Here is a 24,883-nt window from a genome sequence, read left to right as displayed (position 1 = left end):
TCATCCCTTCGATCATCGGCCATTGAACTTCGGTGGGCGTCGCTGCCGAAAGGCCTCCAAGCCCTCCTTGAAATCGCTTGTTCGGCAGGACAATTCCAGGTTGAACAGCTCCTGGGTCAGCGATTGGCTCAGCGTCGCATGCTGGCCGAAGTTCACGGCCTGTTTGGCCAGGCCGATCGCGGCCGTCGGTCCGGAGGCCAGTCGACGCACCAACTGCTCGGCGGCGTGGTCGAGCTCCGGGCCGCCTACCGCCTGGTGGATCAATCCCCAATCGGCCGCGTCCGGCGCGCTCACCTTCTCGCCGAGCAGCAGCATGCGCCTGGCCCGCGCCAGGCCGACGAGCCGGGCCAGCAGCCAGGTGGATCCGGAGTCCGGGCTGAACCCGCGATCGATGAAGGGCTCCCAGAACACCGCATCGTCGGCGGCCACGGTGAAGTCGGCCGCCAGCGCGAGGTTGCAGCCGAATCCCACGGCCCAGCCCCGCACGCTGCACACCACCGGCAGCTGGATGGTTGCCACCAGCTCGATCACCCGGTGCGCGGCGTGGGGGATCCGCCGCACCAGATCACCGGCGCGGGGACGCTGCCCGCCCGGATTGTTGGCGGCCACCCAGTCGGCACCGGCACAGAAGTCGTCACCCGCGCCGCGGATGTGGACGACTCGCAGTGAATCGTCGGCGGCCGCATCTGTCAGTGTTTCGACCAGAGTCCCGATCATCAACTGCGTCAACGAATTACGCCGGGATGGACGGTCGATCGTCACCAGCAACACCGCACCGTCGCGGTGCGCTGTTACCGAACCCTCGGCACCGGCCGTGTCGGCCCCCTGACTCACCGTCGAATCCGGCCTTTCTTCGCCGATACGGTTACCCATACAGTAGGCAATACGATTGATACGCTGTATAAGTTAGCAAGGATACGCTGCCTGCGAAACAACCCGGGTGAAAGAGAGAACCATGGCCGCGCCGGCGACGATGCAGAGCGCGGCGATGAGGAGGAGGGGCGCCGATGACACTGTCGGAGGGGCGCGCCGCGCCCGCGTCGACGAGCAATGGCGCCGCCAGGTTCGGCGAGGCGCCGCTCGCCCAGACGGTCGCCGCCGCTGCCGCGATGCGGCGCCTGAGCTCGCTGCTGGTCTCCCTCGAGCACCCGCACCGCGCGGTCGATGCGATGTTGCAGAAGTTCGCCGAATGGGAGGGCGAACTGTCGGCCGCGGCGCCGACGGACAATGCTCCGCGTATCGGCGAACGGCCCGACGATCCCCGCCGCGTCTACCTCAACCACGCAACCGATATCGGTGCGTACAACCCGTGCTTTCCCGAATACCGGTTCGACCGGCTTGATGCCGAGAACGCAACGGGCGGTGTCGAATTCCCGCTTGTGTACGAGGGACCGCCGGGGCTGGTGCACGGCGGATTCCTGGGCGTCTTCTTCGACTGCGTCATTCAGCACCACAACTGTGTCACCGGCCTGTCCGGCAAAACCCGGTCCCTGGTGGTGACCTTCCGCCGGCCGACGCCGGTGCTGACCGACCTGCGATTCGACATCACCCGCTCCGAGGGTGAACGCGGCATCACGTCGACCGGGCGGCTGTTGCTCGACGACGAGGTCCTGTGTACCGGCGAGGTCAACACGTTGGCGTCACGGCCGGAGAAGCTTGCCGGATCGCGATTCGGCAGGCGCCGAAAGGAGTCCGATACATGACCGCCTCGAGCAGCTCAGACGATCGGGTGCTCTTCGACGTCGATCCCGATCGGCGCATCGCGACCATCACGCTGAACAATCCCAAGCAACGGAACTCGTATGACGCGTCGATGCGTGAGGCCGTCGCCCGTTGTCTGGACCGGGTGGCCGAGGACGACGACCTGACGGTGGTGTTACTGCGCGGTGCCGAGGGGGTCTTTTCCACCGGAGCCGACATGAACAATGCCTACGGCTGGTACGGCGCCGCCGCGCCACAGAACCAGGCGGCCGGCGACGACCGGGCGGCCAAGCGTCGTCCGAGTCAGCGTCGGCGACTTACCGTGGACCGCAAGTCTTTTGGCTTCTATCACAATTTCATGGGCTTCCCGAAGGTGACGGTAGGAGAGATCGCCGGCTACGCCCTCGGCGGCGGCTTCGAGATGGCGTTGATGACCGACATCTCGGTGATCGCGCGCGACACCAAGATCGGCATGCCGGCAACCCGGTTCCTCGGGCCCGCACTCGGCAGCCTGCACATGTTCTTCCACCGGCTCGGGCCGGTACTGGCTCGGCGCCTGCTGCTGACCGGCGACATCATCGAGGCGGCCGAGGTCGAGCACCTCGGAATCTTCACCGACACCTGCGCGCCCGGCGCTGTGACGGCCCGGGCCCGATATTGGGCCGAAAAGGCGGCGAAGATGCCCGCCGACGGCGTCGTGATCGCCAAGGAGGCATTCCGGCTGGTCGAACAGAGCCAGGCGTACCAGGGCGAAGAAGTCGCCAGCTATCTGTTCCATGCCTTCGGCACCAATCTGCAATTCGGGCCAGACGAATTCAACTTCGTTAAAACCCGTGCGCGGCATGGCGCCAGGGAGGCATTTCGGTTACGCGACGAGCACTTCCACGTACCTGAACCCGAAGACTGACAGGCTATTTCGGCTCAGGTTAGCGGGCCGCTGCCGCCTTGGTCCGGTTCCGGGTGGTAGCCGACTTGGCCGGCTTGGGCTGGCGTGACGGCGCCGCCTTGCCGGCCTTGGACCCGCTGCTCTCGTCGATCAGCCGGCTGGCATGGTCGAGAATGCAGGTCAGACCATATTCGAAATTGGTTTCATCGGGCGCGCCGATGCGGTGACCTATCCGGGTCACCTGAGCCAGCAGCGGGGTCTTTTCCGGATCGATCGACACGGCGTCTTCGATGGCCCGGGGGCCGACGTCCGACGACTGGTTCTTTTCGTAGAGCCGTTGCAGCACCACCGACCCGCGCACGTGAACCGAAATCGCCGAGTAGGTGTCGAACGCATCCTCCGGGGACAGGCCGGCCTGCACCAGATTGGCAACCGCCTTCTCCATCTCCTGAGCGCCCATCCGCGCCGCCTTCGGGGAAAGGGCCGCGCGAATCAGAATCAGGTCGCACAGAATTGGGTTGCCCATGAACGTCTTACGCATCAACCGCGCGTGGTTGGCCAACGTCTCACGCCAGTCGCTGGCCTCGACATAGGGGGTGGCGAACACATACTTGCTCAGCGCGCGGTCGGTCATCGCGTTGAGCAGGTCGTCCTTCTTGCGAAAGTACCAGTAGATGCTCGTCACACCGACACCGAGATGTTTGCCGAGCAGCGGCATGCTCAGGTTGTCGATCGACACCTGTTCCGCGAGTTCGAATGCGCCGCTGATGATGTCATCGGGATTGATGGACCCGCGTTCGCGTCGCTGACGCTTATCGGCGGTTGCCTGTTTTGCCACTACGGGCACCTCCATCAAAATCTGTTTCGTGCGTGTGGTCCGGCGGCCGTGCTGCCGGTAAAGTCGAATTTACCGGCACTTCCGTTTCTGACCTGCGTATACGCCTACGTGTCGTATTCTTCCTCTGCTACTGTAATACCTATCGTAGGCTTTTTGGTAAACCGGCTGGACGGGCGAAAATGACCAGACTAGAGCTACGGATTAAGCAATGGATCTAGGGCTGGGGAATGCCACTGCGGTGGTAGTCGGCGGTAGCCGCGGTATGGGATTGGCGACCGCACGGTGTTTCGCCGACGAAGGCGCCCGGGTGGCGGTGGTCGGGCGTAGCCGAGACGCCCTCGACGCGGCGGTGACCGATCTCACCCGACGCGGTAGCCCGGACGCGGTCGGCCTGACCGCCGACATCGGGGACGACGATGCGGTCGGCGCGGTGTTCGGCGAGCTAGCGCAGCGATGGGACGGCGAACTCAACGCTCTGGTCGTCACGGTGGGGCCGGGCGCCGCGGGCACGTTCGAAGATCTGACCGACGACCAGTGGCGTGAGTCCGTCGAAGACGGCGTGCTGGGGATGGTGCGCTGCGTGCGCGCCGCGCTGCCACTGTTGCGCAAGGCGCAATGGGCCCGGATCGTCACCTTCTCGGCGCACTCGACTCAGCGGCAAAGTGTCATGCTGCCGGCCTACACGGCGGCCAAGTCGATGCTGACCAGCGTTTCGAAGAACCTGTCCCTGCTGCTCGCCAAGGACGAGATCCTGGTCAACGTGGTGTCGCCCGGCAGCATCGCGTCGGAAGCCCTGGTCGGCTGGGCGAAGTCGGTGGGGGTCGACGGCAACGATCTCTACGCCCTGATGGAGGCCATCGCCAAGCATTTCGGCCATCCCGCGCACATGCCGCGTGCGGGCCTGCCGGACGAAATCGGCCCGGTCGCGGCGTTCCTCGCCTCGCGACGCAACTCCTACATGACCGGAGCCAACATCAACGTCGATGGCGGCTCAGACTTCACCTGAACCGCGGGTCCAAGAAATCGATTGGCAGACAAAAGGAGTCGGTTATGGCTACGGCAGCAGAGGCGCGTGCGTGGGCGCCCGGCGCATTGCGGGGGATCGGTGACTCCCTCTACACCCCGTTCTGCGGGCCCGACGGCGATGACATCGACTGGGACGCCTACCGGACGCTGGTGCGCTACTGCGTGGGTGATCTCGGGCATCCGATGTTGTGGTGCACCAGTGGAATAGCCGAGTTCTGGTCGCTGACCCTCGACGAGCGCAAACGCCTGCTGGAGGTGGCTGTCGAGGAGGCGCGCAGCATCAATCCCGACGTGGTGGTGCAGGCCTGCACGGCGGCCATGTCGGCCAAGGACTGTGTGGACTTGACGCTGCACGCCCAGCAGGCGGGTGCCGACATCGCGTACATCCAGACGCCGATGATGGAGGCGCACGGCGGCGACGGCGTGCTGCGCTTCTTTGAATACGTGGCGGCGCGCACGAATATCGCGTTGGGCATGTTCAATTCGCCTTCGTCGGGTTATGTGCTGACGCCGGCCGAAAGTGCCCGGATCTACCACGAGGTTCCCGCGGTGTGCGCCACCAAGGAGGGCGCCTTCCGGCCGGCGAGCAGCCGGATGTTGCATGAACTGGCGCCCGGTCTGGCGGTGTGGGAATGTGACAAGACGGTGTACCGGGCCGGCTGGCTGCGCGACGGGATCGTCTGCCCGGCGCAATTGGGTACCGCGGGCTATCTTTTCGAAACACCAACGCGGCGTTTGTTTTCCGAGTACTGGGAGTTGGTGCGCAGCGACAAGCTGGTGGAGGCCATGGACTACGGCCGCGAGTCCGGCATGGACCAATTCGATCTCGACGTCGGATCGTGGTGGACGTGCTACCCGGGGCGGGCGGACTACTTCACTCACTGGGGCGGCGCGTTCAAATACGCCGCGTCGTTGCTCGGCCTGCCGATCGGGGCCTATCCGCACTCCCGTCCTCCGCAGGCCGAGCTGCCCGCCGAGGCGAAGGCCCAGATCGAGAACGCCTATCAGCGTCTGGGCCTACTCGAAACTGTGTTGCAGTAGACGGGATTACGCAGCGAAGCGGGCCCGGTCGGTGACCGGGCCCGCTCCATAAACTGGCCGTCTAGTTCTGCTCGGCCCGCTCACGCTGCTCGTAGGCCTTGGCCTTGCCGCGGGCCTTCTCGGCAGCGGCTTCCTTCTTGCCGGCGTTGCGCTGTGCTTCCGCCTTGTCCTGCTGAGCCTTGCCCTCATCGATCAAGCCGTCGTTGCCGATGACGATCCCGATGACCTGCTTGGTCTTGCCGAGGGCATCTTCGACGATGCCTCGCACGAATTCGACCGGACCGCTCTTGACGTCAACCATTGCATGTACCTCCCAAATTGTCGGCTGGCTTGTGTTGGGTTTCCCGATCGCGCGACCGATGCAAACGTGGCTTCGACGTGTCCCACACCACAGGAATTAAGTCTTGCCACGTCGACGGCCGTTTGTGCGCCGAAAAAGAATTGCCGGCGTTCGGTTACGGCGCCGTCAAATTCGTCGCCCGCCGGACCGCCGATTCGTGGGTGGCTGGAGCGACGGTTCGGCACCCGAAAATCGCAGTTTAGTCGGGGTTTCAGGACCGGATGGCGCCGGTTGTGGAATGCAGTACCGATAGGTATACAGTATGGGTACAAACTCGCCTGTTGGTCAGCTATGAGGGGACGGTCCGATGAGCGCCGCCGACCATGTGGTCACCGGTGAGGCAGTGCTATATGAGACCACTGAAACCGGTGTTGCAATTCTGACGTTCAATCGCCCGGATCGCCTCAACGCCTGGGGCCCCGACATCGCCGCCGGGTTCTACGCGGCGATCGACCGCGCCGAGCAGGACCCGGCCGTCCGGGCCATCGTGTTGACCGGCAGCGGCCGGGGGTTTTGTGCGGGCGCGTATTTGGGCGCGCCGAGTGCGGCACCCAGCTACGGCGAGACGATGGCGAAGGCGAGTCGGACGAACCTGGCCGACCTGGTCGGGGAGCGCCCGCCCCACTTCGTCACGACGCTGCGCAAGCCCGTCATCGCCGCCATCAACGGTGCATGCGTCGGCATCGGGCTGACCCAGGCGCTGATGTGCGATGTCCGGTTCGCGGCCGCCGGCGCGAAGTTCGGCGCCGTGTTCGCGCGCCGCGGTCTGATCGCGGAGTTCGGGATTTCCTGGATACTGCCGCGGCTGACCAACTGGGGCGTGGCCCTCGATCTGTTGCTGAGCGGGCGGACCTTCCTCGCCGAGGAGGCGGCCGAGCTGGGCCTCGTGAAAGAGGTTGTCGCGCCGGACAGTCTGATGAAGCGTGCCTTGGACTACGCCGAGGACATCGCCGCCAATTGCTCCCCGGCGTCGATGGCGGTGATCAAGAGGCAGGTCTACGGCGACGCGACCCGCGACGTCGAACAGGCCAATTCGCTCGCCGAAGTTTTGTTGCACGAGGCCATGCCGCGCCCGGACGTGATCGAGGGCATCACGAGTTTTCTCGAGAAGCGGCCGCCGCAATTCCCATCGCTCGATTCGACCGACGCTTAGTGTTCGCCGGTATGGCGGAAAGGATGATCATGGCTGACTTGGGTTACCAGGCGATCGACGTTGACAATCACTACTACGAGCCGCTGGACTCGTTCACCCGCCACCTGGACAAGAAGTTCAAACGGCGCGGCGTCCAGATGGTCAATGAGGGCAAGCGGACGTGGGCCGTGATCGGGGACCGCGTCAACCACTTCATTCCCAACCCCACCTTCGATCCGATCATCGTGCCGGGCTGCCTCGATCTGTTGTTCCGCGGCGAGATCCCCGAAGGCGTCGACCCGGCCTCGCTGATGAAGGTCGAACGGCTGGCGGACCATCCCGAGTATCAGAACCGCGACGCCCGGATCACGGTGATGGACACTCAGGACATCGAGACGGTGTTCATGCTGCCGACGTTCGGATGCGGGGTCGAGGAGGCGCTCAAACACGACATCGAGGCGACGATGGCGTCGGTGCATGCGTTCAATCTGTGGCTCGACGAAGACTGGGGTTTCGACCGGCCCGATCGCCGAATCATTGCCGCGCCGATCATTTCGCTGGCCGACCCGGCCAAGGCCGTCGAAGAGGTCGAATTCGTGCTGGCGCGCGGCGCCAAGCTGGTGCTGGTGCGGCCCGCGCCGGTGCCCGGCCTGGTCAAGCCGCGGTCGCTGGGCGATCCCAGCCACGACCCGGTCTGGGCCCGGCTGGCCGAGGCGGGGGTGCCGGTGGGATTCCACCTGTCCGACAGCGGATATCTGCACATCGCGGCGGCGTGGGGCGGCAAGGCGACGTTCGAGGGCTTCGGGGCCAAGGATCCGCTGGATCAGGTTCTCCTCGACGATCGGGCCATCCACGACACGATGGCCTCGATGATCGTGCACGGGGTGTTCACCCGTCATCCGAAACTCAAGGCGGTCAGCATCGAGAACGGCTCCTACTTCGTGCACCGGCTGATCAAACGCCTGAAGAAGGCGGCGAACACCCAACCCCAGTTCTTCCCAGAAGACCCGGTGCAGCAATTGCGCAACAACGTGTGGATCGCCCCTTACTACGAGGACGACCTGCCGGAGCTGGCCGAGGCCATCGGCGTCGACAAGATTCTGTTCGGTTCCGACTGGCCGCACGGAGAGGGCCTCGAATCGCCGGTATCGTTCGCCGAGGAGCTGAAAGGCTTCAGCGAGTCCGACGTTCGAAAGATCATGCGCGACAACGCGCGAGACCTCCTCGGCATCCAAGTCGGCTCGGCTGCCTGATCGACTTGATTACTCAAGGCCGGCTGCGCCCGTGAGCGAATGGACCATCGGGGCGGTTCTCGACGAAATCGCCGACGTCATCGGAGACCGGACGATGACGGTTTGCGGCAGCCGCCGCACCACTTTCCGCGAGTCGGCGGAGCGCACTCGCCGGCTGGCGAACTTCCTGGCGGGCAAAGGGTTAGGGGCGCATCGCGAACGTGCGTCCCTGCAGAACTGGGAATGCGGGCAGGACCGGGTCGCGCTGGTCATGCACAATGATCTGTATCCGGACATGGTCATCGGCTGCCTCAAGGCCCGCACCGTCCCGGTGAACATCAACTACTACTACACCCCGCGCGAGGTCGGCGAACTGCTCGACTATGTGAAACCCCGGGCGGTCATCTATCACCGCGCCCTGGGCGCTAATTTCGCCGACGTGCTGACGGGCGCAGGCGTCGACGTGCTGGTGTCGGTCGACGACGGAAGCGGCGTCCCGGAGTTACCGGGCGCGGTGTCGTTGGAAGATGCTCTGGCACAGGGGGATACCGACCATCACGTAGCGGCGTCCCCGGACGATCTGCTGATGATCTGCACCGGAGGCACAACCGGCCGCCCCAAGGGCGTGCTATGGCGACAGTCCGACATCTACGTGTCCTCGATGGTGGGGGCCGACCACGCCTGTGCCCAGGAGATCCACGACAAGGTGCGGGGCGACGCCGGTGCCCCGTGGTTCGCGGTCTCGCCGCTGATGCACGCGGCCGGCATGTGGACGGCGTTCGCGGCGATCATGGCAGGCACCCCCGTGGTGCTCTACGACACCTCGAAAAGACTTGATCCGCATATAGTCTGGGAGACGGCCGAGCGCGAGAAGGTCGGCATGATGACCATGGTCGGCGACGCCTACGCCGCACCGCTGGTGGCGCAGTTGCGGGGTGGTTCCTACGAGCTGTCGTCGCTGTACGCCATCGGCACCGGCGGTGCCGCGACGAATCCTAAATATCAGCAGGCCCTACTGGAGCTGCTGCCCCAGATCACCCTTATCAACGGTTACGGCTCTTCGGAGACCGGGAACATGGGCTTCGGTCACAGTCGGCGCGGCACCCAGGCCGACACCTTCACGCTGCGCGAGGGCGGATTGGTGCTGTCCGAGGATTACAGCCACTTTCTTTCACCCGGCGAGTCGGAGGTGGGCTGGGTCGCCAGGGAAGGGCGAATACCTCTGGGATACTTCAACGATCCCGAAGCGACCCGCAAGACCTTCCCCGAGATCGACGGCAAGCGGGTGGTGATATCCGGTGACAGGGCCGCGCTGGAGCCCGACGGCGCGCTGCGGTTGTACGGCCGGGACTCACTGGTGGTCAACACCGGCGGCGAAAAGGTTTTCGTCGAGGAGGTCGAAGAGGTGCTGCGCGCCCACCCGGCGATCGCCGACGCGCTGGTGGTCGGCCGGCCCAGCGAACGCTGGGGCGAAGAACTCGTCGCCCTCGTCGAACTCCGTGATGGAGCCGCGCCGGCCGCCGAGGAGCTGCACACACTCTGCACAACGCGACTGGCACGGTTCAAGGCGCCCAAGGAGTTCCTCGTCGTCGAGCAGGTCCAGCGGTTGGGCAACGGCAAGGCCGATTACCGTTGGGCGAAACGTCACGCAACAGCAAAGGCGCCGATGTCGACATGAAAGCTATCGATTGCCTGGTCAACGTGCACTTCGGCGAGACCGAGCAGCAGCCGAGCTGGATGCTCAAGGTGCGCGACGACTACTTCAAGGGCCCGGAGTCCATGTTCGCCCCGGTCGAGTTGTCGAAGTTGCTCGAGGAGATGGACGCCCAGGGCGTGCGCAAGGCGATCCTGATGGACAATCTGGCCAAGCCGTCGGTGACCGCGCGCAAATTCGTCGAGGAGAAGCCGGATCGTTTCGCCCTGGCGATGGGCGGGGTGAATCTGCTGCGCCCGATGCCGTCCCTGCGCGAACTCTCGGCCATCGTCAAAGACCTGCCCGTCGCCTATGCCGCTGTGGGACCAAGCTTTTGGGGCGACGGACAGTACCCGCCCAGCGACGCCGTCTATTATCCGCTGTACACCAAGTGCGCCGAGCTCGAACTGCCGCTGTGTATCAACACCGGCATTCCCGGGCCCCCCATCCCCGGCGAGGTGCAGAACCCCATCCACCTGGACCGGGTCTGTGTGCGATTCCCGGAATTGAAGCTGTGCATGATTCACGGCGCGGACCCGTGGTGGGACGTCGCGATCAGGCTGTTGATCAAATACGCCAACCTGCGGTTTATGACGTCGGCGTGGTCGCCGAAGCGGTTGCCGGACAGCCTGTTGCACTACATGCGGACCCGCGGGCCGAACAAGATCATCTTCGCTTCCGACTGGCCGGTGCTGAAAATGCACCGCGTCGTTCCCGAAGCTGCAGCGCTGGACCTGCCCGCCGACGTGCTCGACAACTATCTCTACAACAATGCCCGAGAATTCTTCTTCGGTGGCCAGGAGGAAGGCTGAGGATGGACCGCTATGAACTACGTAGGCTCGACTACAGCCTGACGTCGGATCACGAGGCGCTGCAGGCCGCCTACCGCGATTTCTTCAAGGCGCATTGTTCGATCGAAACCGTGCGAGCCGCCGAGGAAACCGGCTTCGACAAGAACCTGTGGGAGCGGTTGTGCGCCATGGGCGCAACGACCATGGCCGTCCCGGAATCCGCGGGCGGAGACGGTGCGACGATCGTCGACCTGACCCTGGTGGCCGAGGAGATCGGCCGGTCGCTGGCACCGGTTCCGTGGATCGACCAGGTGTGCACCGCACGGCTGCTCGCGCGGCTCGGCGCGGCCGAGCCCGACGTCGTCCACGGCAAGCGACTCGCCGCATTCGATCCGCAGCACGACAGCGCCTCCGGTGCCCGGCTCCTGCCCACCGGGTCGATCGCCGACCAGATCGTCGTTCGCGACGGCGACGACGTCGTCGCGTTGACCTTCGGAACGCGCCCGACCAAGGTGGACAACATCGGCCGGTTGCCGATGGCCTGGGTGGACCCGGCGACCGCCGACACCCGCACCGTGCTGGCCAGCGGATCCGGCGCATTGACGGAATATCAACGGGCGCTGGATGAGTGGCGCGTGCTCAGCGCCGCGGCGCTGGTGGGCCTGGTGGAGGAGACCATGACCATCGCGGCCGAGTTCGCGAAGACTCGTTACACGCTGGGTGTGCCGATCTCCACGCTGCAGGGCATCTCGCACCCGCTGGCCAACATCGCGATCACCGTGCAGGGCGGTCGCAACCTGGCGCGGCGCGCAGCCTGGTTCCTGGACAACGAGCCGCAGGAGCGACCGGAGCTGGCGCCCTCGGCGTTCGTGTTCATGGCGGAGGAGGCGGCGAAGGCCGCGACCATGGCCGTGCACATCCAAGGTGGACTTGGTGTTTCGGCGGAGGCCGCAGCGACCGCGTATCTGGTGCGTGCCCGCGGGTGGGCTCTGGCCGGCGGCGATCCCGGCGCCAGCGCCAAGTACATCGGCGAGCTGGTCGCCGCACGCGAAAGTGGAAAGGGCGCCTAAGTGGATTTCTCACGGGTCACGCTGTCCGACGACGATCAACGCTTCCTCTCCGAAGCGCGTGACTTCCTGCGCACTCATGTGACGGAAGACGTCAAGCGCCGGGACCGGGAAACGGGTGACAATTTCGACGAAGGGGTGCACCTGGCGTTGGGCGCCGCCGGTTACCTTGAGCGCGAATGGAAGCCGGAGGCCGACGGCGGCTTCAGCCGGCTGCGTCGCCGCATCTGGGAGCTGGAGAAGCGGCGCGCGCATGTGCCCTGGGTGACCTGGGGTACCACCGCCATGGTGGCCCGTTCGGTCGCGAGGTTCGGCTCTGCCGAGTTGCGGGACGAAGTGCTACCGGGCGTCTTCAGCGGGCGTGTCCGGCTGTGCCTGGGCTACACCGAACCCGAGGGCGGATCCGACATCGCCACCTGCAAGACCCGCGCGGTGCGGGAAGGGGATGGATCGAGCTGGATTATCAACGGCTCCAAGATGTTCACCACCGGAGCGCACAACTGCCAGTACGTCTTCCTCATCACCAACACCGATCCGGACGCCCAGAAGCACAAGAGCCTGACCATGTTCCTGGTTCCGCTGAACTCCGCGGGCATCGAGATTCAGGGCATCCGCACCGTCGACGGTGACCGCACCAACATCGTCTACTACAGCGACGTGCGCGTCGACGACAAGTACCGCCTGGGCGACGTGAACGCGGGATGGACGGTGCTGCGTGAGCCCCTCAACACCGAGCACGGCGCGGTGGCGGCTGCCCCGGACGGGTTGCAGGACGTGTCGATCATGATGCACCAGGCCGGTTTCATGGCCGACGCCCTGGATAAGGCCGCGGCCAAAGTAGCGGAACGAGATCCGAACGGACGCAGGCTGATTGACGATTCCGCGGTGGCATATCGGTTGGGGCGCAGCGCCGCGCGGATGGAAGCGTCGCTGAGCGCGCCCAGCATCTTCGGGCGCGTCGCCCTGGCGCAGACGATGCGTGACATCTCTCCGGACCTGATGGACATCCTCGGCACCGCGGCCACGCTGCCCCTGGGCACCGATGGCGCCGCCGACAATGGGGCCGCGGAATACGTGTACCGGTTCGCCCCGCTGGTCGGAATCTACGGCGGCACGCTCGAGGTGTTCCGCAACATGATCGCGCAATACATGTTGGGCCTGGGCAAGCCGGCGTACGCGCCGGTCGCGAAGAAAGCGTCCTAGCGCCCAGCGTGAACTGATGGCGGGCGCCTTCGGCGTGTCGCCGCCGCCGGTGCACGCTCGGCGTGCGTCAGGTCGTGAGGATGGTCGCCGCGGCGGTGCCCGGCGCGCCGTACAGCTGGGTGAACCCCACCTTCGGGTTACCGGGCACCTGTCGTTCGCCCGCCTCACCGCGGAGTTGGCACACGATCTCGTGAATCTGCCGCAGGCCGGAGGCGCCGATGGGCTCGCCGTTGGCGATCAGCCCGCCGTCGGTGTTGACCGGCATCGCTCCGTTGATCTCGGTGGCGCCGTCGGCCAGGAGCTTCTCTTGATCGCCGTGCCCGCAGAACCCGCACTCGGCCATGTGGATGATCTCGGCGCCGGCGTCGGTGTCCTGCAACTGGATCACGTCGACATCGTCGGGCGCGATGCCGGCCTTCTCGAACGCGGTCCGGGCGGCGTAAACCGTTGGGGCCAGGTCTTCTTGCACCGGCGCGCAGGTGGTGTTCACCTCGTAGGCCCCGTAACGGCGGGTGCGCACCTCCACCGCCCGCAGATAGACGGGCTTGGAGGTATAGCGGTGCGCGATGTCCGCTCGGCACATGACCACGGCGGCGGCGCCTTCGTCGGGCGCGCAGAACATGTATTGGGTCAGCGGATAATTCAGCATCGCCGAGTTCAGGATGTCTTCTTCGGAGATCGGTTTGCGGCGAAACGCGTTGGGGTTGATGGCACCGTTGCGGAAATTCTTGGCGGCGACCTTGGCCAGGGTCTGCTGGGAGACGCCGTGATCGTGCAGGTAGCGGTTGGCTTTCATGCCGAAGAACTGGGTCGTCAGATACTGTCCGTTCTCCGCATACCAGCGCGGCATTCCCACCAGGGCGGGGTCCTCGGTGAACGCGCCGCGCGGATGCTTGTCCAGGCCGATGGCGATCCCGATGTCGTAGTCGCCCAAGCGGATGCCGTCGGCGCACGCCTTGGCGGCGCTGGCGGCGGTCGCGCACGCGTTGAACACGTTGGTGAACGGGATGCCGGTCAGGCCGACCATGCCGACGATCGCGTCCGGGTTGGCCACCGTCCAGCTTCCGCCGGTGGCGAACTGGACGTCCCGCCACGCGATACCGGCGTCGGCGACCGCGGCGAGAATGGCGTCGACGCCCATCTGCATCGCCGACTTGCCCTCGAAGCGCCCGAACGGGTGCAAACCCACGCCGATGATGGCGACATCATTCATGGGCGCCGCTCCTCCCCATCGCTTCGCTCTGCATCGTCGCTGCGCGGTTGCTGTAAGAGCTCACGCAATGGCTCCTGCATTCTTGAGCTCCTCGATGCGGTCCCAGTCCATGCCGAGCTCCATCAGGACCAGCTCGGTGTGCTCGCTGGCCTGCGGTGCCCGTGTCGTCGTCAACGGCTCGTGGTTGAACTGAACGGGGCCGCGGACCACGCGGAACGGCTTGCCGCCGCCGGCGAGCTCGACCTCGGCGATCATGTCGTTGGCGATCGCCTGCTCGTCGTCGACCAGATCGATGAGGCTCTGGAACGGCGCCCACTGTCCCTTCATGGTCTTGAGGTGCTGGCGCCAATAGTCAAAAGGCTTGCCGGCAAAGGCCTTTGAAATCAGTTCGGCGGCCGCGTCGGCGTTCTGGATCAACGGGAGCACCTCGGAAAAGCGGGGATCGTCGGCGGCCTCGGGAATGCCCAGGTGTTCGAAGGTGTCGCGGATCAGCCCGGTCGGGCTGATGATGCACAGGTTGATGGTGCCTCCGTCGGAGCTTTCGTAGTTGCCCATGAAAGGATTCACCGAGGCCGCGCCCGAACCCGGCATGGGCGTGCGCATGACTTCGCCGGTCTCCATGCCCTGCGTCACGCTGGCGCCCGCCGCCCACCACGCCGTGCTCAGCAGCGACACGTCCAGTTCGACGGCTTCGCCGGTGCGCTCGCGATGCAGCAGCGCGGCCGAGATGCCGCCGGCGATGAACATGCCGCCGATCGAGTCGCCGAATGCCGGAATGCCTTGTCCCAGTGCGCCGCCCAGTTCCTCGGGGGTCAGGGCGTACCCGATACCACTGCGCGTCCAGAACGCCGTGCCGTCGTAGCCGCCCGTATCGCGCTCGGCCCCTTTGTCGCCGTAGGCCGAGCCGCGGGCGTACACGATGTTCGGGTTCACCGCGCGAATGTGCTCCACGTCGAACTTGTGCTTCTGGCGCTGCGCGGGCATGTAGTTGGTGAGGAACACGTCCGCGGTCTTGGCCAGCTCGTAAATCACTTCCTGACCGCCCGGGGTGGAGACGTCGATCCCGACGCTGCGTTTGCCGCGGTTGGGATGTTCCATCAGCGGGTGCCGCTCCGGATCGACTTGAATGCCACCCATATTCAAAAAGCCGCGCTGGGTGTCGCCGCGCGCCGGGTGTTCGACTTTGATGACGTCGGCTCCCCAGTCGGCCAGGATGGCTCCCGCCGCCGGAACGAAGGTGAACTGCGCAAGCTCCAGGACCCGAAAGCCCGTCATGACTTTGACCATTTCGCCGACCCTACTTCGCGTCGAACGTCACCGGAAGCGCATTCGGTGACCGGAATGGCTGACCGTGGATGTGCGGGTCGTCGTCGGTCAGCAAGGTGACGTTGGTCAGCCGGTCCAGCAGGCATTCCATCGCGACGCGCGTTTCCAGCCGCGCCAGATGCAGACCCAGGCAGGTGTGCTCACCGGCGGCGAACGAGATGTGTGGCACGTGCTTGCGGAAGATGTCGAACTCTTCGGAGCGTTCCCAGCGCCGTTCGTCGCGGTTGGCCGAACCGATGCACACTCCGATCACCGACCGAGCCGGAATCTTCACACCTTCCACCTCGGTGTCCTCGGTCGTGAAGCGTTGCACGACGGTCAGCGGCGTCTCGTAGCGCAACCCTTCCTCGATGGCCGGCGCAAGCAAGTCGCGGTTCGCTTGCAGCGCGGCGAACTGCTCGGGATGGGTGAGCAACAGATACAGCAGGTTCCCCGACGAGCGATAGGTGGTCTCCAGGCCGGCGGGCAGCAGCAGCCGCAGGAACGAGTAAATTGCTTCGTCGGTGAGCTTTTCGCCGTCGATCTCCGCAGTGACCAGGTCGCCGATGATGTCCTCGGTGGGCTTGGACTTGCGCCGTTCAATCTGTTCGACGAAGTAGTCCTTGAGCGCGGCCGACGCCTCGAAGGCACCCTCGTAATTGACGTGGTAGCTGATCAATTGGACGGCGCGCTTGCGGAACATCGGCAGGTCGTCGGCCGGCAATCCCAGCAGCTCGGCGATGACGCGGGTGGGGAATTCGAAGGTGAAGTTCCGGATCAGGTCGGCGCGACCGGTCTCGATGAACTCGTCGATCAGGCCATTGCAGATCGGCCGCACGATGGTGGGCTCCCAGCGGGCCAGCGCCTTGGACTTGAACGCGGCGGAAACCAGGTTGCGGTGTTCGCGGTGCTTCTTGCCCGCCATCGCCAGAATCGTCGGACCCATGAACAGGCCGATGGTCTTGTCGTACGGCTTGGAACTGAACACCCGGCCGTCCCGGAACACCGTGTTGACCGCGTCGAACGACATCGCCGAGTACTCCTGCTTGGGCATCAGGGACTCTGGCGTCTTGGAGTAGTCCATCACCGTGCCGGCGAACACGCCGGCCTCGCGCCGCTTGCGGGCGAAGAACGGGTAGGGGTCACGCAGGCTGACGGTTTCGTCGCCGGCACCGGCGGCGGTGTGAACGTTGGTCGTCACCTGATCTCCCAGATCTCAGCACGATCGAACACTTGCTTCGTAAGATCGTACTGTAATTATTACAGTAGGCAATATGGGCATGACCACGCGAGGTCGCTCGCCGGTCCGGACACCGAAGGTGATTCATGAGCACACTCGACGAACGCGCTCACGGCACTGCCGAACAGCGGACCGCTGAGCTGGATGCGATCCTGCAGCGGCAACGGCGTGCCTTCCTGAATGAGGGGCCGCCCAGCCTGGCGGCGCGGCGCAACCGCATCGACCGGTTGATGGCGCTGGTTCTGGACAACACCGACGCGTTCGTGGACGCCATGGCGGCCGACTTCGGCACGCGTTCCAGGGCGGCCACCCTGTTCACCGAGGTCATCGGGATGCTCTCGGTCATCGAGCACACCAGATCGCATGCCGCTCAATGGATGCGGCCAAGCAAGCTGATGCGCACGGCGCGGCTGTGCGGCCTGCGGGCCGAGGTCCAGCCGTCACCACTCGGGGTGATCGGGATCATCGGGCCGTGGAACTTCCCGCTCAATCTCGTTGTCCTGCCCGCCGCCACCGCGTTCGCGGCCGGCAACCGGGCAATGGTCAAGATGTCGGAGGTCACCTCGCACACCGCCGACCTGATGGCGTCGCTGGCACCCCGGTACTTCGAATCGGACGAGCTGCACGTAGTCACCGGCGGTCCCGACGTGGCGGCCGCCTTTGCCGCCTTGCCGTTCGACCACCTCTTCTTCACCGGCTCACCGTCGGTCGGGGCCCTGGTGCAAAGGTCGGCGGCGCAGCATCTCGTCCCGGTGACGCTGGAGCTCGGCGGGAAGAATCCCGTCGTCGTCGCACCGGACGCCGACATCCGCCGGGCGGCGAGACGGATCGCGCAGGCCCGCATGGTCAACGGGGGGCAGGTCTGCGTATGCCCCGACTATGTGTTCGTGCCCGAGGGGCGGCTGGACGCCTTCGTCGACGTCGCCCGGAATACCCTGCGCGACATGTTCGGAAGCATCGTGTCGAACGAGGACTACTGCTCGAGTGTCAATCAGGCGAATTTCGACCGCGTCGTCGGGCTGATCGAGGATGCCCGAGACAAGGGAGCCGGCGTGGAAACCATTGCGCCGGCGGGGGAGTCGCTACCGGACCGGGCCTCGCGCAAGATCGCACCCACGATCGTCCGAGATGTCGACGAGCGCATGAAGATCGCGAGCGAGGAGATCTTCGGTCCGGTCCTCGTGGTCAAGGCGTACTCGGGGCTGACGGAGGCCATCGACTACATCAACGACCGGCCGGCGCCGTTGGTGGCGTACTGGTATGGACCCGACGATGCGGACTTCCGCACCTTTGTTCGCAGCACCCGCAGCGGCGGTGTCGCCCGCAATGACTTTGCGGCACAGATGATCCCGTCTGCGGCACCGTTCGGGGGTGTGGGCCGCAGCGGGATGGGCGCCTACCATGGCAAGGCCGGTTTCGACACCTTCAGCCATCACCGCACCGTGGTGGGCAACGATCTGCCGTTCAGCATCACCGGAAACGCGGCGCCGCCGTTCGGCCGGTCGTTGCGGCTGGGCGCCGACGTGATGATGCGAATAACGAAGGCCCGCAACCGCCGCCGGCTCAGCGCGAGTCGGTGAGTTTCCCGGCCCTGGCCAACAGGCCCTCGTATCCCGCGCCGAGTAGGCGTGGCATCGCCGCCATCACGCGGCCGTCGGCTCCGATAAGGATGCGGGCGCGGTTCTTCTCGGCCCCGCGCAGAATCAACTGGGCGGCCTTGGTGGCGGACGTCAGGGCCGCGCGATCGAACATCTTGGTCGCCATCTCGGGATCCTCGGTGTCCGCTGTGCGCATGTTGGCCCCGAAGTTGGTACGCACGACACCGGGATGCACGCAGTGCACGGTCACCGGACGCCTTTCCATGATCATCTCCTGCCGCAGCGCCTCGGTGAGGCCGCGCACCGCGAACTTGGACATGCTGTAGGCGCCTTGGTAGGGAACCGCGATCAGCCCGAAGGCGCTGGACAGGTTGATCAACCTGGCGGGCCGTTGCGTCGTACCCGCTTCGATGAGCTGTGGCAGAAAGGCTTTGGTCCCGTTGACGACGCCGCCGACGTTGATGCCCATCAGCCAGTCGAAGTCCTTCCAGGACATGTCCGCCACGCCGGCGAACAGGTCGACTCCGGCGTTGTTGAACACCAGCGACGCGGGCCCGTGCTGCTCGCGCACGTGGTCGGCGAAACCCAGCACCGCATCGCGGTCGGCGACGTCGACGCGGTACGTGGTGACCTGCCCGGGCGGACACGCGGCCTGGGTTTCGGCCAGGCCGTTCGGGTCGATGTCGGATGCCGCGACGTGCGCCCCATCCCGGGTAAGCGCCTGGGTCAGGGCGCGGCCGATGCCGGAGCCGGCACCCGTGACCACTGCGACACGACCTTGGTACTTCATGAGTTCCTCACGCATTCACTCCTTCTCGACAATCCTGCGGATCCAGTCCACCGAGACGTCGAGGTCGTTCTGCAGATCCCGGCGACGATCCCGGACGAACAAGGACAGATGCTCGAAGGCCACGGCGCCAACGGCAGCGGCACGCACATCCGGAACGTTTCGGTGAGACGCGTTGTGACGTCGGGGATGGCGGCATCGACCTGATCCGCGGCGGCGCGCACGTCAGTGGATGCCGTCGTACTTTTGCAGCAACGACATCAGCTACGCCTTCCCGCGGCGGGCGGCCGGGATCACCGGTCAGCCGCTCACCGCCTGCTCGCGCGCCCACCGGTAGTCGGCCTTACCCGACGGACTGCGCTCGATGACCGAACGGAACACGATCGCTTTGGGCAGTTTGTAGCGCGCCAGCGTCTGCGCGGCGTGCGCCACCAGTTCGTCGGATTCGGCGCTGGCTCCCGGTGCGAGCGCCACCACGGCGACGACCTCCTGGCCCCACCGCTCGCTCGGCCGACCGGCGACCACCACGTCGGCCACCGCGGGATGCGACGCGATGGCCGTCTCGACCTCCTCGACGAAGATCTTCTCGCCCCCGGAGTTGATGGTCACCGAATCCCGGCCCAGCAGTTCGATGGAGCCGTCGGTGCCGTGCCGCGCGCGGTCACCGGGGACGGCGTACCGGACGCCGTCGATCACCGGAAATGTCTTGGCCGTTTTGGCCGCATCGCCCTTGTAACCGAGCGGAACGTAGCCCCGCTGCGCCAGCCAGCCCATCCCGTCGTGGCCCGGCTCCAGGATTGCCGTCAGGTCCTCGGCCGCCACGAAAGTGTCCGGTCCGGCGTTGAACGTGCCGGTGGCCACCGCTCCCGACGTCGACATGTGGTGCATCTGCGCCCCGGTCTCGGACGAGCCGACGCCATCGACCACAACGGCGTTCGGCAGCGTTTCGATCAAGCGCTGCTTGACGTACGGGGTCAGCAGCGCACCACCGTTGGCGACGACCGCCAGCGACGACACGTCGGCGGTCCCCTTCTCGATCGCGGCGACCAAGGGGCGCGCCATCGCATCGCCCACCACGGTGACCACCATGACTTTTTCCCGCTCGATGGTGCGCACCACGTCGTCGGCGTCCAGGTGATCGACCACCGTCGGAAAGACGACGGACTGCCCCGTCGTGATCGCGGTCATCACACTCCACTGGGCGGCGCCGTGGATCAGCGGGGGCAGGATCATCAGCTTGGTGCCCGGGCCCGACGCGGCGCGTTCGACGATCTCCTCGAGGGAGCTGGACGGCTCACCCGTCATCAGATTCCGGCCGCCGAAGGACGTCATGAAAATGTCGTGCTGGCGCCACAACACGCCCTTCGGCATGCCCGTCGTGCCACCGGTGTACAGAACGTACAGGTCGTCGGCGGAGTGCTGGACCGGCGGCGGTTCCGGGGACACCGACGCCAGGGCGGCCTCATAATCGACTGCGCCCTCGACTAAGTCGTTGCCCGAGTCGTCGGCGATCTGGATGAGCACGCGCAGCTGTGGCAGATCCGGCAGGATCTCGGCCACCCGCGGCGCGAACGCGGCGTGATAGAGCAGCGCGGTCGCCCCGGAATCCGCCAGCAGGTACTGCAGCTCGCTCTTCACGTAGCGGAAGTTGACGTTGAACGGGGCGACTCGTGCTTCGAAGCTGCCCAGCAACGCCTCGACGAATTCGTTCCCGTTGTAGGCGTAAAGGCCCAGCAGGTCTTGGCCCACCTCGTGGCCACCCAGCGCCGAGCGCTCGGTGTGGCAACCCAATCCCTGCGCGTGCAGATACGCGGCCAGCCGGTTGGAGCGCTCGATCACCTGCCGGTAGGTGTAGCGCTGGTCCCCCTGGATGATCAGCTCCCGATCGGGGATCGCGGCGGCGACGGCCTTCGCGACGGCCGGAACCGTGAATGTTGTTGTGGTGTCGGACATCGTGCCTCTCACGGCTGGTGGGGTAACAAACGAACCATCAGGCCGTTGGCTTCGCTGAGCAAGGTTCCATCGGCGGCTATCATAGTAGCGTCAATGAAAACCTTCCTGCCGTCGACGTTTGTGATGCGGCCGCGGGCGGTCAGTGGCTGGTCAATGGGTGTGATGCTGCGGAATTCGACGTGCAGGTAGGCGGTGCGCGTCGGCCGGATGTCTGCGGCCGTCACGACCATGCCGAACAGCCAGTCGTAGAACAGCGGGATCATGCCGCCGTGCACGGCCCGGTTCCCACCGATGTGAGCGGTGCTGAAATGGCCGGCCATCCGCACGCCGTCGGGACCGGACTCCGTCACCATCCAGGGCGGTATCAGCGGATGGGCCAACCCCGGCAGGCTCAGCACGCGGCCGGCCACCGCCTCGGTCTCGGGGACCTGGTGGCCGTCCAGCAGCGCGCAGGCGTTCTCCAGGTGCACGGTCGCGGCGGCCCACAGCGCGGGGTCGGGCCTGGTGGACACGGTCAGGTCCTGCAGCCGGCGCAGCGCGGCGACGAACGGGCCCAGTTCCGCGGGTGCGTCCTCGACGGGTCTGACGTCGGGGAATCCGCCTCGAACTTCCGGCGCAGTTTCGGTCATCGCGTTCCTTCGTCCCAGGCCCGGAGCAGATCGTCGGTGCTGGTGATCGAGGCCAGCAGCGACAGGGTGTTCGCGATCATCGCTGCACCATAGTCGGCGGGTACGCCGGCCACCGCGTCGCGGGGGACGACCACCCGGTAGGCGGCGTTGACGGCATCCATGACGAGGTTGGGAATCGCGATGTTCAGCGAAACACCCACCACGACAATGGTCGACACCCCGAGATTGCGCAGCACCGCATCCAGGTCCGTGCCGCCCATCGGGCCCACGCCGTGCCACCGGCACAACACCAAATCCGAAGGCTCCGGCCCCAATTCGGGAAGCAGCTTCGCACCCGGCGTGCCGGGCGCGATGTCCACCTTGTCGCCGCCGCCCAACGCGAAGATCTTCGCGTTGTGGTTGGAGCCGAGCCCGTCGGGCCGCCGCTGCACCAGGCAGTGCACGACCCGCACCCCGGCCGCCCTGGCCACCGGCAGCAGACGCGCGATGTTGGGCAGCGCCTCGCGGCGGGCCTCCTCGGCGAGCATCGCCAGTCCGGCGTCGGGGCCCATCACCGCGCCCTGGCACTCCTGGGTGACGATCGCGGTGTGCTCGGGTGCGGCCAGTCCGGCCAGCCGGTCCGTCATGCGGGGGAGTCCACCGGGGCGACGTCATAGAACTGCGTCGCCCACTTCCGCAGCGCCATATAGCCTTTCGCATCGACTTTCGACAACGCGGGGTGTTCCACGTACTTCTGGTAGCGCCAGATCTGCAGATCGTCGAACACGGTGGACAGGAATTGCTTTTCGATGACGTCGCGCAGTGTGCCTTCGGGAACATCCGCGGTATCGCCGCGGAGCCGCGGCCACCAGATCGAGTAGAACAGGTCCGAGCATTCGTCGTCGACCGGTGTGCAGGTGAAGATCAGCCGATGATTCTGCGCGCCCTCGAAGACGCTGATCGCTCCGCCGAGGCCGAACAGGTGGCTGTGGAACCGCAACGCGAGGTCCTCGGGGTCGTCACTGCGCGCGTCCGGCCAGCCCGCGATGAACTGCCATTCCTGGTCGACGATCTTCCAGTCCAGCACCCGCGGCGTCACGGTGGCGTGGTGCACGTATTCGAAATGCGCGCTGTCGGGGGCATTCTCGGCGACGATCTGCGGATGCACCGGTTCGCGCTCCGCGCGCCGGGAGAACTCCGGGTACGCCCGGTAATACGCCGCCGGGTCCGTCTCGAACTGCGGGAACTTGTGAAAGATGTCCGGCATCTGCCACTGCGGCTCCTTGCCGTCCGGGTGGTGCCAGACGAACACGCAGTCGTACTGCTCCTGCACGGGAAACACCTTGAGCCGTAGCCCGCGGTTGGGCCGGTCCGGCTGATAGGGGATGTATCGGTTGGTGCCGTCCGGACCCCAGCGCCAGCCGTGGAAGGGGCACTCGACGCAGTCGCCGACTACCTTGCCGCCGTGACCGATGTGCGCGCCCAGGTGCTTGCAATGTGCTTCCAAGACGTGCAACTCACCCTGCTCATCCCGGTAGGCGACCAGATCCTCGCCGAAATAGTGCAGCGGCCGGACCTCGCCGACGGGAAACTCTGGAGACCAGCCGACCATGAACCAGCCGGTGACTTTCCAGGTGAACGGGACTTTCACGCGAAGCCTCTCGATTCCTGATAGATACTAAGTCCATTACAGTATAGATTTCAGCAGTCAAGTCCGTAAGCGGCAAGGGAGTGCGATGACTGAGGCGGCTGACGAGCTGGAAGCCCTCCGGCAACAGAAGGCGCGCTACTGCCGTTTCCTGGACACCAAAGACGTCGGGGCGTGGCGTGACGTATTCGCCGCCGATGTCGTGGTCACCCTGGACATGGCGGTGTCCACCGCCGGCGCCGATCCCATGACCGCTGCACCGATCGAGGGCGTCGACAACTTCGTCCCGATGGTGATGGGCGGCCTCGAGAACGTGGTGACCAAGCATCACTGTCACTCGCCGGAGCTCACGCTCACCTCGGCCACCACCGCGGCCGGTATCTGGGCGATGGAGGACCTGCTGATCTTCGGTGACGGCCGCGAGTTGTACGGCGCCGGCCACTATCACGAGACCTACGAGAAGCGGGACGGGTCATGGCGGATCAAGAGCCTGCACCTCACCCGAACCATCCTCAAAATCACCGGTGGTGACGATGGCTGAATCCGATACCCCCTTCGATGTGCTCGTCATCGGTGCGGGATTCTCCGGGTTGTACATGCTGCACCGGCTGCGGCAACTCGGAATGCGCACCCGAGTGCTGGAGATGGCAGAAAACGTCGGTGGCACCTGGCTTTTCAACCGCTACCCGGGTGCGCGGTGTGACATCGAAAGCATCGAATACTCCTACAGCTTCTCCGAGGAGATTCAGCAGGAGTGGGTTTGGACCGAGTCGATGCCGGCCCAGCCCGAGATCGAGGCCTACCTCAACTTCGTGGCCGACCGGCTCGACCTCCGTCGCGACATCCAATTCGGCACCAAGGTCGTCGCGATGACCTTCGACGAAGAAGCCGGCGTGTGGCTGGTGCGCACCGAAGCAGGCGACGCGTTCCGGGTGCCGTTCGTCGTCGCCGCCTCCGGCATCCTGTCGGTACCGCTGGAACCCGACATCCCCGGAATGGACACCTTTGCCGGGACCTCACTGTTCACCAGCCGCTGGCCCGAGGGCGGCGTCGACCTCACCGGCAAGCGCGTCGGCGTCATCGGCACCGGCTCGACCGGCGTTCAGCTCATCCCGGTGGTTGCCCGAGAGGCCCTGCACCTCTCGGTGTTTCAGCGCTCGCCGGCATACACCCTGCCTTGGCGGGTGCACCGCTTCGAACCGGGCGAACTCGACGACATGAAGGCGCGCTACGGCGACATCCGGGCGGCCCAGCGCGCCCACCCGATCGGGGCCGCCCGGTTGAGCGCCTTCTCCGTGCTGCTCGAGATGCTCGGCAGGCCGCCGCTGAAGTCGGCGACTCGCGAAGAACAGCTGCGTGCCATCGAAGAGGACGGCGTGATGGGCGCGTTGAACTGGGGCGACATCTTCTTCGACATCGAGGCCAACCGGATGGCCGCCGCACTGTACGGCGAGGCGGTGGCCCGGATCGTCAAGGACCCGGACACCGCGGCGTCGTTGGTGCCGGTGCATCCCTTCGCGTGCAAGCGACCGATCATCGACCAGGGTGACGTTGTCCCGGTTGAATGTCTCGTAGTAACCC

24 protein-coding genes are annotated in these 24,883 nt (G+C 65.7%); 13 read left to right on the top strand and 11 right to left on the bottom strand.

Features of this window, described 5'->3' with window-relative positions; genetic code table 11:
• Positions 1-12: 12 nt before the first annotated feature.
• Positions 13-834, bottom strand: a complete 822-nt coding sequence (locus A5708_RS03775) for an enoyl-CoA hydratase/isomerase family protein (protein WP_065027429.1) — start codon at positions 832-834, stop codon at positions 13-15.
• A gap of 173 nt (positions 835-1,007) precedes the next feature.
• Between A5708_RS03775 and A5708_RS03770 the strand changes: the two genes are divergently transcribed.
• Together A5708_RS03770 and A5708_RS03765 are read left to right on the top strand one after the other, a co-directional pair.
• Positions 1,008-1,703, top strand: a complete 696-nt coding sequence (locus tag A5708_RS03770) for a hypothetical protein (protein ID WP_065027339.1) — start codon at positions 1,008-1,010, stop codon at positions 1,701-1,703.
• On the top strand, positions 1,700-2,608 hold the full coding sequence (locus tag A5708_RS03765; protein ID WP_065027338.1) for an enoyl-CoA hydratase/isomerase family protein: 909 nt from the start codon (positions 1,700-1,702) through the stop codon (positions 2,606-2,608). Before A5708_RS03770 ends, A5708_RS03765 begins: the two co-directional genes overlap by 4 nt.
• 19 nt (positions 2,609-2,627) lie before the next feature.
• Here the strand turns inward: A5708_RS03765 and A5708_RS03760 are convergent, their stop codons facing one another.
• Complete coding sequence (locus tag A5708_RS03760) at positions 2,628-3,440, bottom strand: TetR/AcrR family transcriptional regulator (protein ID WP_065027337.1); 813 nt, start codon at positions 3,438-3,440, stop codon at positions 2,628-2,630.
• A gap of 193 nt (positions 3,441-3,633) precedes the next feature.
• Here A5708_RS03760 and A5708_RS03755 point away from each other — a divergent pair, with 193 nt between their 5' ends.
• Positions 3,634-4,431 carry an SDR family NAD(P)-dependent oxidoreductase gene (locus A5708_RS03755; protein WP_065027336.1) on the top strand — a complete coding sequence of 266 codons (798 nt, stop codon included), beginning with the start codon at positions 3,634-3,636 and terminating at the stop codon, positions 4,429-4,431.
• A gap of 44 nt (positions 4,432-4,475) precedes the next feature.
• Entirely contained in the window at positions 4,476-5,492 is a 1,017-nt protein-coding gene (locus A5708_RS03750; RefSeq protein ID WP_065027335.1) for a dihydrodipicolinate synthase family protein, read from the top strand.
• A gap of 61 nt (positions 5,493-5,553) precedes the next feature.
• Here A5708_RS03750 and A5708_RS03745 read toward each other — a convergent pair whose 3' ends face one another.
• Positions 5,554-5,793, bottom strand: a complete 240-nt coding sequence (locus tag A5708_RS03745; RefSeq protein WP_065027334.1) for a CsbD family protein — start codon at positions 5,791-5,793, stop codon at positions 5,554-5,556.
• A 346-nt stretch (positions 5,794-6,139) separates the two neighbouring features.
• Between A5708_RS03745 and A5708_RS03740 the strand changes: the two genes are divergently transcribed.
• The 6 genes from A5708_RS03740 to A5708_RS03715 are packed head-to-tail and all read left to right on the top strand — an operon-like array spanning position 6,140 to position 12,950.
• On the top strand, positions 6,140-6,985 hold the full coding sequence (locus A5708_RS03740; RefSeq protein WP_065027333.1) for an enoyl-CoA hydratase: 846 nt from the start codon (positions 6,140-6,142) through the stop codon (positions 6,983-6,985).
• A 29-nt stretch (positions 6,986-7,014) separates the two neighbouring features.
• Entirely contained in the window at positions 7,015-8,217 is a 1,203-nt protein-coding gene (locus tag A5708_RS03735) for an amidohydrolase family protein (RefSeq protein WP_065027428.1), read from the top strand.
• 31 nt (positions 8,218-8,248) lie between these two features.
• Positions 8,249-9,874, top strand: a complete 1,626-nt coding sequence (locus A5708_RS03730; protein ID WP_065027332.1) for an acyl-CoA synthetase — start codon at positions 8,249-8,251, stop codon at positions 9,872-9,874.
• Positions 9,871-10,701, top strand: coding sequence for an amidohydrolase family protein (locus A5708_RS03725; protein ID WP_065027331.1), 831 nt, complete (start codon positions 9,871-9,873; stop codon positions 10,699-10,701). Before A5708_RS03730 ends, A5708_RS03725 begins: the two co-directional genes overlap by 4 nt.
• Before the next feature lie 2 nt (positions 10,702-10,703).
• Complete coding sequence (locus A5708_RS03720; protein ID WP_065027330.1) at positions 10,704-11,750, top strand: acyl-CoA dehydrogenase family protein; 1,047 nt, start codon at positions 10,704-10,706, stop codon at positions 11,748-11,750.
• Positions 11,751-12,950 (top strand): acyl-CoA dehydrogenase family protein, encoded by a 1,200-nt coding sequence (locus A5708_RS03715; RefSeq protein WP_065027329.1) that lies wholly within the window; start codon positions 11,751-11,753, stop codon positions 12,948-12,950. It begins immediately after the preceding gene.
• A 67-nt stretch (positions 12,951-13,017) separates the two neighbouring features.
• Here the strand turns inward: A5708_RS03715 and A5708_RS03710 are convergent, their stop codons facing one another.
• From A5708_RS03710 to A5708_RS03700, 3 genes are read right to left on the bottom strand one after another with little or no spacing between them, the layout of a single operon-like run.
• Positions 13,018-14,163, bottom strand: a complete 1,146-nt coding sequence (locus tag A5708_RS03710; RefSeq protein WP_065027328.1) for a thiolase family protein — start codon at positions 14,161-14,163, stop codon at positions 13,018-13,020.
• A gap of 60 nt (positions 14,164-14,223) precedes the next feature.
• Positions 14,224-15,438, bottom strand: a complete 1,215-nt coding sequence (locus A5708_RS03705) for a CaiB/BaiF CoA transferase family protein (RefSeq protein WP_065027427.1) — start codon at positions 15,436-15,438, stop codon at positions 14,224-14,226.
• 22 nt (positions 15,439-15,460) lie between these two features.
• Positions 15,461-16,669: a cytochrome P450 gene (locus A5708_RS03700; protein ID WP_065027327.1), complete on the bottom strand. Its 1,209-nt coding sequence runs from the start codon at positions 16,667-16,669 to the stop codon at positions 15,461-15,463.
• A gap of 125 nt (positions 16,670-16,794) precedes the next feature.
• Here A5708_RS03700 and A5708_RS03695 point away from each other — a divergent pair, with 125 nt between their 5' ends.
• Entirely contained in the window at positions 16,795-18,288 is a 1,494-nt protein-coding gene (locus A5708_RS03695) for an aldehyde dehydrogenase family protein (protein ID WP_081292806.1), read from the top strand.
• Here the strand turns inward: A5708_RS03695 and A5708_RS03690 are convergent.
• From A5708_RS03690 to A5708_RS03670, 5 genes are all read right to left on the bottom strand, one after another.
• Entirely contained in the window at positions 18,272-19,096 is an 825-nt protein-coding gene (locus A5708_RS03690; protein WP_065027426.1) for an SDR family NAD(P)-dependent oxidoreductase, read from the bottom strand. The genes A5708_RS03695 and A5708_RS03690 overlap by 17 nt on opposite strands.
• A gap of 297 nt (positions 19,097-19,393) precedes the next feature.
• Positions 19,394-21,046: an acyl-CoA synthetase gene (locus A5708_RS03685; RefSeq protein ID WP_065027326.1), complete on the bottom strand. Its 1,653-nt coding sequence runs from the start codon at positions 21,044-21,046 to the stop codon at positions 19,394-19,396.
• Positions 21,047-21,054: 8 nt separating this feature from the next.
• Entirely contained in the window at positions 21,055-21,675 is a 621-nt protein-coding gene (locus tag A5708_RS03680) for a PaaI family thioesterase (protein WP_065027325.1), read from the bottom strand.
• On the bottom strand, positions 21,672-22,301 hold the full coding sequence (locus A5708_RS03675) for a cysteine hydrolase (protein ID WP_065027324.1): 630 nt from the start codon (positions 22,299-22,301) through the stop codon (positions 21,672-21,674). The genes A5708_RS03680 and A5708_RS03675 overlap by 4 nt, the downstream gene beginning before the upstream one ends.
• A complete protein-coding gene (locus A5708_RS03670) occupies positions 22,298-23,305 on the bottom strand; it encodes a Rieske 2Fe-2S domain-containing protein (protein ID WP_065027323.1) in 1,008 nt (335 codons plus the stop codon). Before A5708_RS03670 ends, A5708_RS03675 begins: the two co-directional genes overlap by 4 nt.
• An 85-nt stretch (positions 23,306-23,390) precedes the next feature.
• Between A5708_RS03670 and A5708_RS03665 the strand changes: the two genes are divergently transcribed.
• Entirely contained in the window at positions 23,391-23,843 is a 453-nt protein-coding gene (locus tag A5708_RS03665) for a nuclear transport factor 2 family protein (protein WP_065027322.1), read from the top strand.
• Positions 23,836-24,883, top strand: a 1,048-nt coding sequence (locus A5708_RS03660) for a flavin-containing monooxygenase (protein ID WP_155765875.1), incomplete at its 3' end; no start/stop codon positions are given. The genes A5708_RS03665 and A5708_RS03660, both read left to right, overlap by 8 nt.

It is taken from the genome of Mycobacterium colombiense, assembly GCF_001672755.1.
Lineage (GTDB): Bacteria > Actinomycetota > Actinomycetes > Mycobacteriales > Mycobacteriaceae > Mycobacterium > Mycobacterium colombiense_C.
This window is presented reverse-complemented; position numbering and strand designations above follow the sequence as displayed.

Coding starts and splice junctions, on each gene's coding strand:
- A5708_RS03665 (WP_065027322.1), top strand. CDS start 23,391: ATGACTGAGGCGGCTGACGAGCTGGAAGCCCTCCGGCAACAGAAGGCG.
- A5708_RS03710 (WP_065027328.1), bottom strand. CDS start 14,163: ATGAATGATGTCGCCATCATCGGCGTGGGTTTGCACCCGTTCGGGCGC.
- A5708_RS03705 (WP_065027427.1), bottom strand. CDS start 15,438: ATGACGGGCTTTCGGGTCCTGGAGCTTGCGCAGTTCACCTTCGTTCCG.
- A5708_RS03745 (WP_065027334.1), bottom strand. CDS start 5,793: ATGGTTGACGTCAAGAGCGGTCCGGTCGAATTCGTGCGAGGCATCGTC.
- A5708_RS03735 (WP_065027428.1), top strand. CDS start 7,015: ATGGCTGACTTGGGTTACCAGGCGATCGACGTTGACAATCACTACTAC.
- A5708_RS03740 (WP_065027333.1), top strand. CDS start 6,140: ATGAGCGCCGCCGACCATGTGGTCACCGGTGAGGCAGTGCTATATGAG.
- A5708_RS03690 (WP_065027426.1), bottom strand. CDS start 19,096: ATGAAGTACCAAGGTCGTGTCGCAGTGGTCACGGGTGCCGGCTCCGGC.
- A5708_RS03760 (WP_065027337.1), bottom strand. CDS start 3,440: ATGGAGGTGCCCGTAGTGGCAAAACAGGCAACCGCCGATAAGCGTCAG.
- A5708_RS03755 (WP_065027336.1), top strand. CDS start 3,634: ATGGATCTAGGGCTGGGGAATGCCACTGCGGTGGTAGTCGGCGGTAGC.
- A5708_RS03680 (WP_065027325.1), bottom strand. CDS start 21,675: ATGACCGAAACTGCGCCGGAAGTTCGAGGCGGATTCCCCGACGTCAGA.
- A5708_RS03675 (WP_065027324.1), bottom strand. CDS start 22,301: ATGACGGACCGGCTGGCCGGACTGGCCGCACCCGAGCACACCGCGATC.
- A5708_RS03685 (WP_065027326.1), bottom strand. CDS start 21,046: ATGTCCGACACCACAACAACATTCACGGTTCCGGCCGTCGCGAAGGCC.
- A5708_RS03770 (WP_065027339.1), top strand. CDS start 1,008: ATGACACTGTCGGAGGGGCGCGCCGCGCCCGCGTCGACGAGCAATGGC.
- A5708_RS03765 (WP_065027338.1), top strand. CDS start 1,700: ATGACCGCCTCGAGCAGCTCAGACGATCGGGTGCTCTTCGACGTCGAT.
- A5708_RS03720 (WP_065027330.1), top strand. CDS start 10,704: ATGGACCGCTATGAACTACGTAGGCTCGACTACAGCCTGACGTCGGAT.
- A5708_RS03725 (WP_065027331.1), top strand. CDS start 9,871: ATGAAAGCTATCGATTGCCTGGTCAACGTGCACTTCGGCGAGACCGAG.
- A5708_RS03750 (WP_065027335.1), top strand. CDS start 4,476: ATGGCTACGGCAGCAGAGGCGCGTGCGTGGGCGCCCGGCGCATTGCGG.
- A5708_RS03695 (WP_081292806.1), top strand. CDS start 16,795: ATGAGCACACTCGACGAACGCGCTCACGGCACTGCCGAACAGCGGACC.